Below are 14,828 nucleotides of genomic sequence, written 5' to 3' on the forward strand. Positions count from 1 at the left end.
ACGACGCCCCGCCGCTCAGCGGACAGAGCTCACCTCGGGCCCCGCTCCCGGAGCCTCGCTCGCCACGCGCGCACCACCGTCGTCTGGTCCCCCTTGCGCAGCATGAGCTCCGTCAGCTCCCCGACGTCGAGCCCCGGCAAGAACCGGCTTTGCCCCGCCTCGGCGTAACCCTCCGGGCCGAGGAGGTGAATGGAGAGCTTCCCCTTCTTCAGGAACCAGACCTCGGGCACGCCGAGCCCCGCATAGACGGAGAGCTTGTCGATCGTCCCGCTCTTTTCGATCACCTCGATCGCGAGCTCCGGGATCTCCCCATCCTCCGCTGTTCCGAGCACGTAGCACTCATCCGGCTCCACCCCCCGCGCCGCGAGCCGCTTGCGGAGGGTCATGCTGCCGTACCCGCTGAGCGGCAGCTCCGCCTCCTCCGCGTAGGCCTCGACGAGGCGGGCCAGGATCTTCTTTCGCCCCTCGTGCGGTCCGCCCGGGCTCATCAGCTCCAGCACTCCCTCGCAGTACGTCACCCGCACGCCCGCGCGGTCGCCGAGGACCGCCAGGAGGGCCTCGTACTCCTCCCACGAGACGTCGTGGACGACGAAGAGCTGGTCTTCCGAGCCGTCCGCGACCGCGAGCGCGCGTTCGACAGGGGGGGCGAGGAGGGGTGCAGCGGCGGCCATGACAGCGTGCTCCTCCGGGGAGTATCACCGCCGCGCCGCGCGCTGGCAACCCCGGCTCGAGCGCCCGCGCGGCGCTGCCCCGCTGGACGGTCCCGACGCGCGCCATGGTCTCGCCGAGCGCCGCTCGGGGCGATCCCGGGGGGCTCCCCTCAGAACACGCGCCCCAGCCCGTCGAGCGCCGCCACCCGGTAGGCCTCGGCCATGGTGGGGTAGTTGAACGTCGTGTTCACGAAATACCGGATCGTGTTGTTCGGCGAAGGCTGCGACATGATCGCCTGTCCGATGTGGATGATCTCCGCGGCGTTCTCGCCGAAGCAGTGGATCCCGAGCAGCGCGAGCGTCTCGCGGTGGAAGACGAGCTTCAGCATCCCGACCTGCTGGCCCGTGATCTGCGCGCGGGCGAGCGTCTTGAACGTCGACTTCCCCACCTCGTAAGGCACCTTCTCCGCCGTGAGCTCCCGCTCGGTCTTGCCGAGCGACGAGATCTCCGGCGTCGTGTAGATGCCCGTGGGGATGTCCCGGACCAGCTTCTCGTCGGCCTGGCCGCAGAGGTGGCTGGCCGCGAACCGGCCCTGGTCGTAGCTCGCGCTCGCGAGCGCCGGGAAGCCGACGACGTCGCCGACCGCGTAGATGTGCGGCTGGCTCGTCTGGAAGGTCTCGTTGACCTCGATCTGACCGCGCTTGTTCGCCGTGATGCCGAGGCTCTCCAGGCCGAGATCGGCCGTGTTGCCCGACCTCCCGTTCGCCCACAGGAACACCTCGCTCCGGAGCTTCTTCCCGCTCTTCAGCGAGAGCACGACGCCCTCCTTCGTGGCCTCGACCTTCTCGTGCTCCTCGCCGTTCAGCACGCGGATCCCGGTGTCGCAGAAGTGGTACCCGAGCGCGTCGGTGATCTCGTCGTCGAGGAACTCCAGGAGATGGGCGCGCGTGTTGATCAGGTTCACCGCGACCTGCATGTTGCGCAGCATCGACGCGTACTCGCAGCCGATGACCCCCGCCCCGAAGATCGTGATGCTGCGGGGGGTGCGATCCATGCGCAGCAGCGTGTCGCTGTCGAAGATGCGCGGGTGGCTGAAGTCGATGTCGTCCGGCCGGTACGGGCGCGAGCCGGTCGCGATGACGAAGCTGTCGGCCGTGAAGCGCCGGCGCTGGCCCCCGTCGCTCTCCACCTCGATCGCGTGCGGATCGACGAACCTCCCCCGCCCCGGGATGAGCCGGACGCGGTTCCTGTCGTAGAAGCTCTCGCGCAGATCGACCTGGTCGTCGATCACGCGGTTCGCGGTCGCGAGGAGCTCGCCGAACGGGTACTCCGGAACCACATCCATCCGCTTGTAGATGGGGCTCTGGTTGATCAGGTTCATGTGGTAAATCGCGCGGCGCAGCGCCTTGCTCGGGATCGTCCCCCAGTGGGTGCAGCCCCCGCCGACCCGCGTGTAGCGCTCGATCGCCGCGACCGATTTGCCGTGCTTCGCGGCCGTCATGGCGGCGCCTTCGCCGCCTGGCCCCGTTCCGAGGATGATGAGATCGAAGTGCGGGGTGGTCGCCATCGCGTTCCTTGCCTCCGGGGTGCGCCGCGCGCGCACGGGAGAGGCTACTCGAACTGGAGCGGCTCGTCGTCGCCCCCGACGCCGAGCATCTCCAGGATCTGGCGCACCTCCATCGCCGCCTCGACCTCGGGGCCCGCTTCCAGGAAGCCCTGGAGGTGCTTGCGGGCGAGCGCGCGGTTCCCGCGGGCCGCGTAGGCGAGGCCCATCGCGTGCATCGCGTCGCCGTCCTTCGGGAACCGCCGGAGCGCCTCCTTCGCCTGCGCGATCGCCCCGTCGGTGTCGCCGAGGCGCCGGAGCGCGTGCGACAGGGCCACCCGCGCCCCGAGGAAGCTCGGCGCGAGCCGCACGGCGGCGCGGTAGGCGTCGCGCGCCGGCTCGACCTGGCCGAGCTCGTAGAGCGCGTGCCCGAGCAGGCTGTACGCGTACGGGTTCGACGGGGAGGTCTTGATCACGTCGCGCAGCGCGACGAGCGCCTCCGGGATCTGCTCCGTCTGCAGGAGCTCGGCCGCCTCCTCGACCGCCTCCCAGTGGGCGGCGTCCACCGATTCGTCCACCACAGCTCTCAGCACCATGGCCGCAGTTTAACCAGAATCGTCGCGCCGTCCCGGCCCCTTCGTGGTACCGGCCGGGCCGTGTGGCGCGCGCCCCGGATCCGGCTGCTCCTGTGGCACGCGAGCGCCGCGATCCCGGTCCTCGGCGCGGCCGCGGCGTTCTACGCGCCCGCGCTCGCCAGGACGGGCGGCGTCTGGCCGGCGCCGCTCGACGACGTCTACATCCACTTCGGCTTCGCCCGCGCCGCGGCCCTCGGCCACCCGCTCTCGTGGATCCCCGGCAACGGCTACTCCTCGGGCGGGACCAGCCTGACGTACCCCCTCGTCCTCGCGCCCGGGTACCTGCTCGGCTTCCGCGGCACCTGGCTCGGCCTCTTCGCTGCGCTCCTCGCCTGCGCCGCGCTGCTCGACCTGTGCCGCTCGCTCCGGCGGCTCCTCGCGCCGCGCGCCGGGCCCGGCGCCGCCTCTTCGGGCTGGGTCGCCTGGGTCGCGCCGCTCTTCGTCGTGGCCGTGCCGCTGCTCGACTGGAGCTGGTTCTCCGGGATGGAGGTCGCGCTGCTCGGCGCCGTGCTGGGCCGGGCGCTCGTCGCGGTGCGGCGCGTGGAGCTCGCCCCGCCGGCGCGGCGCCCGGCCGAGCAGCTCCGGGTGGGGCTCCTCGCCGCGCTGCTCGTCGCGACGCGGCCCGAGGCCATCGCGCTGGCGGCGCCGCTCGCCGTCGCCGCCGCCCACGCGGCGGGCTCGCTCGGCGCGGTCGCGTCGCTCGCGCGCGCGTCGCTGCCCGCCGCGCTGCTCCTCGGCGCGCACGCCACGGCGAACCGCGCGCTCACGGGGGAGTGGGGCGCCGCCGGGGCCGTGCGCAAGCTCATCCTGGCGAACCCGTACCCCACGCCGCTCGAGAAGGCGGTGGAGGTGATCAAGAACCTCGCCGCGCTCCGGGTGCAGGCGCTGGAGAGCGCGCTCGGCGGCCCCTCCTGGGCGCTCCTCTTGCCGCTGCTCGGCGCGATCGCGGCGCTCGCTCGGCGCTCGCGGCGCCTCGCCGTGCCGCTCTTGATCGGCGCTTACGGCTCGCTGCTCCTCGTCGCGCTCAACACGACGGCGCGCTACCAGAACCTCCGCTACGCCGCCCCGTCGCTCGCGATGCTGCTCATCGCCGCGGCGCTCGGGGTCGAGGCGCTCGCGCGGCGGGGCCGGCTCGCCGCGGGCGTCGCGGCGGCGCTCGCCTTCGCGGCCCTCGCCGCGCCCTCCGTGTGGTTCGCGCGGCAGATCGACCACTTCGCCCGCGCCTCGGCGAACATCGCCGGGCAGCAGGTCGAGGTCGCGCGGCGGCTCGGCGCGCGCGCGCCGCGGCCGCGGCGGGTGCTCCTCGGCGACGCGGGCGCGATCCCGTACCTGTCGGGGATCCCGGCGATCGACGGGCTCGGCCTCGGCGGGTACCGGGGGATGCCGTTCGCGCGGGCCTCGGTGCACGGGGTGCCTGCGGTGGTCGAGCTCATCGAGCGGCTCGACGCCGCCGAGCGGCCGGACGTCTTCGCCCTGTACCCGTCCTGGTGGGGCGGGCTCGCGGACGTCTTCGGCAGGCGCGTCGACGCGGTGAAGATCGAGGACAACGTGATCTGCGCCGCCGACGAGAAGGTGATCTACGAGGCGGACTGGTCGGCGCTCGCCCCGCCGGGGGAGCGCCGCGACGGGGTCGTCGACGAGGTGGACATCGCCGATCTCGTCGACGAGCGGGCGCACCGCTACGCCTTCCCGTCGCCGCGCGGCGGCTGGGTCATCGGCGCGGTGCTGCCGGGCGGCGGCGACGGCGGCGACAGCGCGCCGCGGTTCGACGCGGGCAGGATCATCCCCGAGGGGCGCGAGCAGTCGTTCGCGATCGGCTCGGCCGCCGCGATCTCCCGGGGGCCCGCCGTGCTCGTGCTGCGCACCGACGGGGGCGGCCCGATCGCGCTCGGCGTCGCGGTCGCCGCCGGCGGCGAGGTGCGCGTCGAGGTGCCCGAGCGCCCGGCGGACCGCTGGTCCGAGATCCGGGTGCCGCTGCGCGACGTCGCGCCGGGCGATCGGATCCGGATCCGGTCGCTCCTCGGGACGTTCCGCAGCTTCCATGTCTGGCTGCTGCGGCCGTGATCGGCCGGATCGGCCGGGACGCAGCGCGTCGGGAGGGCGCGGGGGGCGTCGCGCGACGGATCCATGGTAAGAGCCACCCTGTGGTGAGGCGGTTCCGTGCGTCGGCCTTCGCCGCGAGCGCAGGCAGGGAGGTGGCCTCGTTTGCGCGGCAGGCGGTCCTCCTGCCGTACGACACCCTCGCGCCGGTGATCCCCGCCGGGACGTCCGACGGCGACGACGTGGTGATCATCCTGCACGGGCTCTTCGCGTCTGCCGGCGTGCTCCGGCCGTTGCGAACGGCGATCGAGCGCCACGCTGCCACGTCGCGGGCGCCTGGCCGGCGGGGCCCTGCGCGCGCCGGGCTTCCGGCCGGGTCGGTCCACACGGCGACGATGTCGTACGCGCCGGGGCCTGGCGTCGAGGAGCTCTCGGCGCGCCTCGCGGGCCTCGTCTCGGCGTTGCCGGACGGGGCGCGCTTGCACCTCGTCGGCCACAGCATGGGCGGCATCGTGTGCCGCTTCTTCGCGCAGGAGGTCGTCGATCCTCGGATCGTGCAGACCATCTCCATGGCGAGCCCGTTCGGCGGCATCCCGCGCGCCGGGCTGCTCGGCTTCGGGGGCGCGCGGGATCTCGACGCCTCGAGCCCGCTCCTCCGGCGTGTCCTCCTCGGGACGGCGCGGTCGAGCGTCCCGCACCTGTCGATCATCGCGGGGGCCGACACGCTTGTCCGCTCGCCCATCGCGCACGCGCTGCCGGGCGGCGAGGTGCGCGTGATGGAGGCGCGGGGGCACAACACGCTCCTCTTCGACCCCGAGGTGGCGGCGCTCGTCGCGCGGCGGATCGTCGAGCGGTGGGGCGGCGCGCGCTGACCTATCGCCGCTCGGCGCTTCGTGGTAGCTCGCTCGCGTGCGTTCGCCGATCGCCTGTCTCCTCGCCCTCGGGGCCCTGCTCACCCCGCTTGCCTGGTCATCGCCCTCGCGCGCGGACGCCTCCGCGTGGACCTTCGTCGGCGCCGGCGCGGTCGGCTGGAAGCAGGGGGACGGCGATCTCGTCCTCGACAGCGCGCTGTCGCTCGACGTCGGCGTCGGCACGACGCCCGACGCGCCCGTCATCGTCGGCGGCCTGATGCGCGCGACCCCCCTCCTCGACAGCGGTATCGATCTCGCGTTGCTCGCCCGCGTCGCGACGCGCGGCTTCCAGGCCGGCCAGCTCGGCTTTGCCCTCGACGCGGGCGGCTACCGGCGATTCTGGGGTGCGGGCTCCACCGGCGTGGCCGGCGCGCTCACGCTCGGGGCGCCGCTCGGCATCAGCCTGTCGCTCCAGGGGAGCTACGGGACCGACGACGCCGTGGCGTTCGGCGCCATCGCGGGCATCGACCTGCTGCGGCTCACCGTGTACCGAAAGGCGCTCCTGCCGGTGTGGCCGAACCCGTTCCCCGCGCAGGAGCGCGGCCGGGACGTCGCCTCGCGCTGAGGGGCGCGCGAGAGGCTCTCCGGACAGGACGACGGGGAGACATCAGCTCATCGACGGGACGCTCCGCCGCGACGAGCGCTGCTGGAAGGGGCGCAGGCGACACCGCTCGACATCGATCACGGCACGTTCCCGTTCGTCACGTCGTCGTCGGCGATCGCCGGGGCGCGTGCGTCGGCGCCGGGGTCGGCCCGACGCGCATCCGCCGGGTGCTCGGCCTGGCGAAGGCGTACTGCACGCGGGTGGGCGAGGGCCCGTTCCCGACGGAGCTCGGCGGCGGGCTGGGCGAGCGGCTGCGGTCGGTCGGCGGGGAGTACGGCTCGGTGACCGGTCGCCCGCGGCGGACCGGCTGGCTCGACCTGCCGGCGCTGCGCGACGCGGCGCGCGTGAACGGCCTGGACGGGATCGCGCTCACGAAGCTGGACGTGCTGACGGGCATGCCGGAGCTCAAGGTGTGCGTCGCCTGCGACACGCCGTCGGGGCGGACGCGGGAGTTCCCGATCGACGACATCGCGACGGCGAAGCCGGTGCTCGAGCCGGTGACCGAGTGGAGCGAGTCGATCGACGCCGCCCGCTCGATGACCGAGCTGCCGGCGGCGGCGCGGCGGTACGTGGAGCTGGTCGAGAGGGAGACGGGGGTGCCGGTCGACGTGGTGTCGGTCGGCGCGGACCGCGAGGCGACCATCGTGCGGCACAACGCTTTCGCTTGAGGGGAGCTACGGCTCTCTTCTCATCTGTTCGATCGAGGCACCAATCTCGTCGAGGGTAGGGAGTTCGGCAGCGAGGTCTCTCGCTAGTGCCGCGCCGCCAAAGATCGTCCCTGGGTGCGCTCGGGTCTCGCCGAGCTGCCCGGTCCACGGAGAGGGCGTGCGTCGCGCGGCGCGGGGACCCCGGTCGCGCGGCGCGGGGACCCCGGTCGCGCGGCGCGGGGACCCCGCCGGACTCTCCTGGGGCATCTCTCCCCCGGTCGAGCCGTGGGAGAGATGCCCATCGGGCTCAGAAATCGGCCCTCTGCGCGCCGCGCGACGAACCCCGTCTCCGTGGGCCTACGCGCATCGTCTACGGTTTCGGCGAAGATATCCGCGCCCGTAGACGCTCGCAGCCGCCTCGCGCCCACTCGGTGAGCTCTGGATCGCCGCCTGTCTGCGATTCAATTTCTGCCGCACGTTCATACGCAGCAAGCGACTCACTCAGCAGACCAACACGCTCCCTTGCTCCTGCAACCGCCAGATAGTTCTGACTACTGGGCTCCTCCAACAGAAGGCGCTCTGCATACTGATCTATCCATTCTCGATCCGACATTGCCATAAGAAGAAGCCGAGCGCTGAGGCTGGCGCAACGAATGTCGCCGACACGCAATGCGCGGTCACGGATCGAAGAAAATTGCTGCAATGCGACTTCTGGATGGTCGGCGACCAGCCGAGTTGCCGCACCGAGCTCGTCGATCAACGGATTCGTCTTGTCCGCCACGACTCACCCACCTTGCATGCATCTCTGAAACACGCGGTCCACTTTCTCCACGCATTCAGCCGTATCCCCTATATGCTTCATGCAATCCTCGAAGGCCCTGAGGGCTCTCTTCATGCATCGTTCCCTTCGATTCTTATCGCCATCGGATCGACCATTGTCATTCGCTGGACAGGTACCGAATCCGGGTTGTCGTGGGAAACCAGGCCCCGACCCGGCCCCGGGCCCGGGTCCAGGCGCCGGCCCCGGATCGGATCCAGAATCAGAACTGGCCTTGGCCATCTCTTCAAGCACGCAGACCGCCAAGTCACGTCCGCTCAGGAGGCACGCGAAAAACCCGATGGGACCGAGGCCATTCGGATCCGTGAAGCTGATCGGATCGTTGAGCACGTATCCGTACAGGTTCGTGTCCCCACCGTCAAACCGGATTGGATCCTTCGCTGTCCACCTTCCCACCTCCGCGTCGTAATCTCTCGCTCCGAAGCGCACCAGCTTCGTGTCGGCGTCGTACAGCCCGCCGGCGAAGCCGAACGGCTGGAAGCCCGGGCTTGTATCCTGGAGCACACGACCGAACTCATCGTAGTCGATGCGCTGCGCTATCGCTCCGGTTGCGGTGTTGACGACCAGTCGCGGGCTGCCCCGATGGTCCGTCAGGATCCGGTAGGTCGCCGCACCTTTCAGGATGAGATCCGGGACATTGCGATCCTGACCGTAGACGAACTGCGCCACCACCGCGCCCGCGGCATTGAGCTCCGCCACGGGTCGCAGGTCGTCGCGGTAGATGAACCCCTGCACCGCCGCGCCGTTTTTCGTCTTCCAGATCCGGCGGTCCTCCCCATCCACCAGGTATTCGATCACGTCACCGGCGCCCAGCACCACCTGGCGGAGGTTACCGCGCGCGTCGTACGTGAGCGTCGTCGTCGCTCCCGTGGCCGTATCGGTGATGCTCGTGAGGTCGCCCGCCGAGCTCACCCCGTAGGTCTTGAGCGCATAGCTCAGGAGCCGATCCTGGTCATCATAGGTACCGCTCTCCGTCCCCACGGACGACGTTCGCGCCAGACGGCTCCCGTTCGCGTCGTAATCATAGTGCGCCGCGATCACGCCGCCGCGAACCACGTCGGTAAGGCGGCCGGTGAGGTCGCGAACATACTCGTACGTCGCGGTCTCCCCTTGTATCGTCTCCGTCATGCTCTGGATGCGCCCTAGAGCGTCGGGCGTAGTTGTCACCTCGTACAGTGTCGAGCCGCTCGCCTGCGCGACGTACGTCGCCACGGCGCCGTACGCGTCGTGGGTGACCGTATCGCTCACGACGCCGATCGTGCTCCCGGTGTACATCCCGTTGTCGGGGTGTCGGTAGAGCGTGAGCCCGCCAGCCTGGGTGAGGAGGCTGTCTGCGTCGTAGTCGAAGTTGATGGTCGCACCGCCGCCCACCGTCTCCGTATCGATGCGGAAGTCGTTGTCGTAGACCCACTGCACACCCGCGGAGCTGCCCCCGAACCCGGTTCCTGCCCACGTCAGACCGGTCAAGAGCATGCCATCGTAGGCAAAGTTGAGCGAGATGCCTGAAGGACCGGAGACGGTCGTCAGACTTCCAGTCGTCGGATGATAGCCATAGCCGATGGTACCCATCCCCAGCGGCAGCGCAACCTGGCTGAGGCGACCCGTGGACGGGTCCTGCGTGTAGACCGTCGCGGCTTCACCCGGGCGGGCCGAGCTCGTGAGCAGGCCGTCCAGATCGTAGGACCACGAGGCATCCCTGGGAGCAGCGCCGACGGCTGGAGCCAGGTACTCCTCCAGGAGATCTGCCGGCGTGTAACTGAATGTGTGCCCCGGTCGGTCCGGCGGCGTCACCGTGTGGACGAGTCCGCCGGGGTAGTAGCTCGTTCCGGACACCTCGTCGTCGGCCCTCGTCACCTGCGTGGAGCGGCCGACCGCATCGTGAAGGAAAGAGACGGTGTTGAGCAGCGGATCGGTCACCGTCGTGAGCCAGCCGTTGTCTTCGTACGTGTACGTCCACGTCCTGGCTCCCTGGGTTCGCGCGTTCAATCGACCATCTGCATAGTACGTGAAATCGATTGGCAGGATCGCGGGCACCTCGATGCGCTGGGTGCGCCCCTCGGGTGTGAGGGTGAGCGTGGACTGGCGCCCCTCCGGGGATGCGTAGACGGTCGTCCTCGTGGCCTTGTCGAATGTTTGAGAGAACGTGTTCCCGTTGATGAGCGTGAGATCGATCAACGAGCTCACGCTCAGCGCGTCGCTCGGATCCGAGAGGGTCGCCGAGCGCGACCGGATGACCTGCTTTGTTCGTCCAAGGGGGGTCGTCGTAATCTCGCTGCTGACGAACGGCGACTGCATGCCGAAACGCGGGTCTCCCTGCACCATGACTGAGGTCAGGGTTCCGTCCGGTGTCGTCGTCGTGTTGGCCCCGCTCGTGCTGATTTGCTTCACGGTCGAGAACCCGTCCGATCCGGTGCGGATGCGTTGCTTGCTTCCGTCCGGGAGCGTCGCGATCTCGTACCTGCGGGTCAACCCCATCGCGGTCGTGATCGTCACACGGTAGCCGTTGGGGGTCTCGGTCCGGGTGAGTTGCTTGTAGCCACCCGCCGGCTCCTCGTCCCTGACGAGGCGTCCTTCCGCGTCGAACTCGAACTCGTGCAGGCGTCCGAGCGGGTCCTCGAGCGACTGAAGCAGGCCGCTGTTCGGGTAGTACAAGAGCGTCGTCGTCTCGTTCGCCGGATTCGTGACCGTCCAGAGGTTGCCCTCGGCATCGAGTGTAAGCGAGGTGCTCTGTCCGGTCGGCGCAACGATGGCCACCGGGTCGCCGTTCGCATTGCGCTGGATGGTCGTGACCTGCGCGTCGACATCGGTGATGGTCACCAGCCGGCCCGCGACGTCGTAGCCAAACGCGTAGCGCACGGTGCCGAGGAGCGCGTCGCGGGTGGTGAGATGCCTGCCCTGCTGGTCGAAAGTGTACACCTCAGTCCCGTCTTCGTTCGCGACGGAGGTGTCGGTCGCCTTGACGTCTGGGAGCGACCTCTCCACGCGGCCGATGATATCACCGGTGAAGTCGCGGTTGATGACGGGGTCCGTGTACACCAAGGTGCCATCCGGAGCGAGCGCCAGCGCCGTCGGCCACCGGAGCCAGGTCAAGGTCGCTGGGCCGCCGAGACAGCTGGCGACGTAGCACTGCGGAGGCAGAGTAGCTCGGTTGCCAACGACCGTGGTGAGGAGGAGCCCAGCGGGCGAGATGCGCCGGATGAACTTGGCCGTCGGACTGCTCAGATTGTTGGTGTGGTCTGCGACGAAGTACACGCTGCCGTCCGGTCCAACGGCCAACGGGCCGGGAACACCGATCGGAGCCGATGCGGCGGACACGCCGTCGTCCGAGATGCTCGTCCCGCCGTTGCCCGCGAACGTGGTGATGATGCCGTTGCGATCGATTCGCCGGATCCGGTTGTTGACCACTCCTCCCGCAGATGCATCCGAGAGGTAGATCGCCCCATCCGGCCCGAGCGCCAGACCCCGGATCGCAGTGAACCGAGCTTGGACAGCGGGCCCGCCGTCGCCGGAACTCCCAGCAGGTACGCTGTCCAACGTACCTGCAATTGTCGTGATGGTCCCGTCAGCTGCCACCCTGCGAATTGCCCTGTCGAGTGCCAGGAACAGGCTGCCGTCACTGGATACGGCGATGCCATGCACACCGCTGAACGGGGCCATCGAACCGGAAGTGGCAAGCGCACCATCGGGCGGCGGCGTCCCCACAGATCCGTTACCTGCGATGGTGGCAATGATCCCATTGGGCGAAATCACGCGGATACGATAACTATCAACGATATAGATGCTACCGTCAGGCCCAATCGCAACTTCCTTGGGACCGCTCAAGTTCGCCTGTGTCGCCGGTTGATTATCGCCGTTATATCCACCGGGTATGCCGCCGGCGATCGTGGCGACGATCCCATTGGGTGTGATCCTTCGAACACGGGGGGTTGAATGCTCGGAATAGTAGATGCTGCCGTCCGGTCCTACCGCGACTCCGAAGGGGCGTTGAACATACACCGAATCGGCGCGAATTCCATTGGTATCCAAGCCACCTATGGGAGGAGATGGATTGCCGGCGATGCGCCGGACTATGGGGAACATGTTCCGGCCCGTGCGGCGCCCCCCATCGCCACGGTAGAGCGTGGAGTTGCTGGGATCGAAGATGTGGTGAGGGCTCAGGCTGAGGCCGCCGAGCGCAAGAGAGTCGTTGGTCCATGCGCCGAGCTTGCTCTCCCAGCGCCGGCCCAGGGTGATCTCATCCCGCGCGCGATACCCGGCGAGGATCACATCGGAGGGAAAACCGAAGGACCGGCCCGACGATACCAGCGCGGCCGGCTCGTAGTAAAAGGCTTCGTACACGTAATCGATGTCCACCGTAACCGTCTGCCCTCCAAAGGTCAGGCGCCCGAACGCGTCTCTGCCGTCCCACTCGAACGTGTACTGCTGGCCCGGCCCGCAGGGGCAGGCGATGCTCGACCCGAACGTCCTCCCCGCCACGGTCACCTTGAGCTCGATCCGCTTGATGCCGGGGGGCACGGTCGACGCCGTCAGGGGGATCGCGAGACGACGGAACTCCCGGGTACGCCCCGCGGTTCGATCGCTCTTGTAGTGAAGGTCGAACGGCGTCCCGGCGATGGGCAACCGCTCCCCGAGCGTCTGCGTTTCGCATTCGATGATGGATCCACACTCCTTGTTCGGGTCGTCCGGATCCCCGCCGCTGCCCCCGGAGCCGCCGCTGCCCCCGGAGCCGCCGCTGCCCCCGGAGCCGCCGCCGCCCCCGGAGCCGCCGCCGCCGTCGCCGCCAGGACCGATTGGCGGCGGCCCGGCGCCGGGACCCGGGCCGGCCGGCCAGTTGCAGTCCCACGGCGTGAAGTGCGTGACCTGAGACCGCCAGAGGCTCGTCCCCGCCGTATACTGCGCGCCGAGCTGCCCGAGCTCCTCGGCGCTGATCCCGAGCGCGGTGAGCTCGTTCGCGTCGTCGGCCGCGCCGTCGCCGTCGATGTCGACCGACGCCTCTCCGCCGCTCACGGCGAGGATCTCGATGACGCGCCCGTCCTCCGCCGGCACCCACGCCCCCTTCTCCGCGTCGTAATAGCCGAGCGGCACGTGCATCCCGACCGGGAAATCGAGGAAGTTCTCGACATAGAACGGAATGGGCTGGTTGAACTCGACCTTCGTAGCCCCGGCGGTCACGGCCTCATCCAGCCCGAGCTCCACCGCATACGTGTACCCGCTGGTTGGCGGCAAGGTCCCCGGCATCGCCTCGGGACCGTTCGGCCCGACCGTGTATTCGGTCGCGCGCACGTGCACCTCCGCCGGCAGCGCCACCGTCATCGTCGCCCCTGGCGGGCCGCTCGGATCCGGCACGGTCATCGTTCCCGTCGTACCCGAGGGGAAGAGCAGCGTCGCCTGGCGCGTGCCGCTGTCGTCCGTCTGGACGCTCCCGCGCGCGACCTGCGCTCCGGCCGAGCTGCCCAGCGCGACGGACGTCACCACCGGATCGCTCTCGATCAGCACCACATCGGGCGCCTCGGACCAGCGCTGCCACTGGGTGCCCACCTGTCGCTGCACCGGCAAATAGCCGGCTTTCTCGTACTTCATCGTGAGCGGCTGGCCTCCCCGCACGACCAGCTCGAAAGCCCCGTCCGCGCGCGTGAGGACCTGCCCGTAGCTCTCCGCGTCTCCCGCGTCGTGGTGCAGCACGCTCACCTTGGCGCCCGAGATCGGAACGCCCGCTCGCGTCGCGACCTTGCCCTTGACGACCGCGACCGAGGCAGGGGCGATCGTCGCGGTCACGCCCGTCTGCGGCGCGTTCGGCCCCTGGTAGATGCAGCCCACGGCATCGATGAGCCTCGTGGCTACGGTCGGATCCAGCGCCGGACAGGCGACGTGCACGACGGTGCCTGTCGCCGGATCGCACGTATCGATCGTGGTTGGATCACTGTCGTCGGTCGAGATGGGCGTGTGCAGAATGCCCAGCACCGGATCGCAGGTATCGGTCGTGCACGCGTCGTTATCGTCGAGCGTGCCGGTGCAGGTCGTCGCGGTCGTGTAACAGACCTCGAGGCTCGGCCGGTCGTCGACCTGCGGATCGTCGCTGCTCCGGAAGCTCGTCGTGAGGACCGGCGGCTCCTCCAGCAGCATGCCGTGGTTCGGGACGGTCCCCGCGAGCCACGCCGCGGTGAGCGAGGTCAGATCGGCCGTGCGGATCCCGGCGCCGGGCAGCGACTGGAACGAGGCCGCGATCGCCGGGTCGAAGTCGCTCCCGTTTCCCAGGTTCTGCCATGTCACCGTCGACTCGGTCCACGGCGAGAGCAGCCGGTGAATGTTGATGGTGCTCGAGGTGGTGTCGTCCCGGTAGATCTGCTCGAGCCGCAGCGTCGCGGAGACGACCGTCGCGGCGGCGGGCACCGGTGAGAGGTCGAAGCGGAGGACGGCGTGCCGTACGCCGAACCCGTCCAGGGTGCCCGTGCGGAAGAGCACGGTCGAATCGCTCCAGGTCGGGAAGGTCTCCCAGATCGTCGCGTCCTCCACCGCGCCGGCCGTCCCGCGCTGGATCGTCACGCAGGTCGGGTCCTCGGTGCCCGCCGCGAGCTTCGCGGTGCCGTGCAGCTCCTCGTTCGGCGAGCCCGAGCTGCAGGCGGCGCTGAACGCGATGGCGCTCAAGAGGATGCCGCTCTTAAAAGGAATGTGCTTCTGCCAAGGGGGGCGTGAGCGCCTGAATAGCTCCAGCTTGCGAAGAAATAATGGATCGTGCTGTTTCACCCGAGTCTCCTGGTTAACGCGGAGGCGCTGCAGAGCGTCACGCAAGAAGTCCGACGCATGGATCTGCAGATCCATAACGACGAGCGGTCTTCGCCCGTGTATCTTGTCACTTCATTCTTCACGTTCGGTGATACTGGCCGACCGTGACAGGGAACGCAGCTTACGTCGCGTCGGGATGCTCCGCGTATAATAAAATAAGAAGAAAGAAGCTTCGC

The 14,828-nt window shown here is 69.6% G+C and carries 8 protein-coding genes and 1 pseudogene; 4 read left to right on the forward strand and 5 right to left on the reverse strand.

The genetic code is table 11. The features are described from left to right. Positions 1–29 precede the first annotated feature (29 nt). From WMF28_RS09590 to WMF28_RS09600, 3 genes are all read right to left on the reverse strand, one after another. Positions 30–671 carry a Uma2 family endonuclease gene (locus WMF28_RS09590; RefSeq protein WP_437601825.1) on the reverse strand — a complete coding sequence of 214 codons (642 nt, stop codon included), beginning with the start codon at positions 669–671 and terminating at the stop codon, positions 30–32. Between the two features lie 149 nt (positions 672–820). Continuing rightward, positions 821–2,218 carry a Si-specific NAD(P)(+) transhydrogenase gene (gene sthA, locus WMF28_RS09595; RefSeq protein WP_437601827.1) on the reverse strand — a complete coding sequence of 466 codons (1,398 nt, stop codon included), beginning with the start codon at positions 2,216–2,218 and terminating at the stop codon, positions 821–823. Positions 2,219–2,262: 44 nt separating this feature from the next. After that, on the reverse strand, positions 2,263–2,790 hold the full coding sequence (locus WMF28_RS09600) for a tetratricopeptide repeat protein (RefSeq protein WP_437601829.1): 528 nt from the start codon (positions 2,788–2,790) through the stop codon (positions 2,263–2,265). A 60-nt stretch (positions 2,791–2,850) separates the two neighbouring features. On the opposite strand from WMF28_RS09600, the gene WMF28_RS09605 reads away from it, so the two are divergent. The 4 genes and pseudogenes from WMF28_RS09605 to WMF28_RS09620 all read left to right on the forward strand — a co-directional run. After that, positions 2,851–4,893, forward strand: a complete 2,043-nt coding sequence (locus WMF28_RS09605) for a hypothetical protein (RefSeq protein ID WP_437601831.1) — start codon at positions 2,851–2,853, stop codon at positions 4,891–4,893. Between the two features lie 83 nt (positions 4,894–4,976). After that, a complete protein-coding gene (locus tag WMF28_RS09610; RefSeq protein ID WP_437601832.1) occupies positions 4,977–5,741 on the forward strand; it encodes an esterase/lipase family protein in 765 nt (254 codons plus the stop codon). Between the two features lie 37 nt (positions 5,742–5,778). Continuing rightward, positions 5,779–6,345 (forward strand): hypothetical protein, encoded by a 567-nt coding sequence (locus WMF28_RS09615; RefSeq protein ID WP_437601833.1) that lies wholly within the window; start codon positions 5,779–5,781, stop codon positions 6,343–6,345. Between the two features lie 43 nt (positions 6,346–6,388). Next, a pseudogene (locus tag WMF28_RS09620) lies at positions 6,389–7,052 on the forward strand (adenylosuccinate synthetase); the annotation flags it as partial. 349 nt (positions 7,053–7,401) lie between these two features. On the opposite strand, the gene WMF28_RS09625 reads toward WMF28_RS09620, so the two are convergent. Beyond that, complete coding sequence (locus WMF28_RS09625) at positions 7,402–7,812, reverse strand: hypothetical protein (protein ID WP_437601834.1); 411 nt, start codon at positions 7,810–7,812, stop codon at positions 7,402–7,404. A 3-nt stretch (positions 7,813–7,815) separates the two neighbouring features. Next, complete coding sequence (locus WMF28_RS09630; RefSeq protein WP_437601835.1) at positions 7,816–14,688, reverse strand: DNRLRE domain-containing protein; 6,873 nt, start codon at positions 14,686–14,688, stop codon at positions 7,816–7,818. Between the last annotated feature and the right edge of the window lie 140 nt (positions 14,689–14,828).

The sequence above is a fragment of the Sorangium sp. So ce590 genome, from assembly GCF_051521365.1.
Classification (GTDB): Bacteria; Myxococcota_A; Polyangia; order Polyangiales; family Polyangiaceae; genus Sorangium.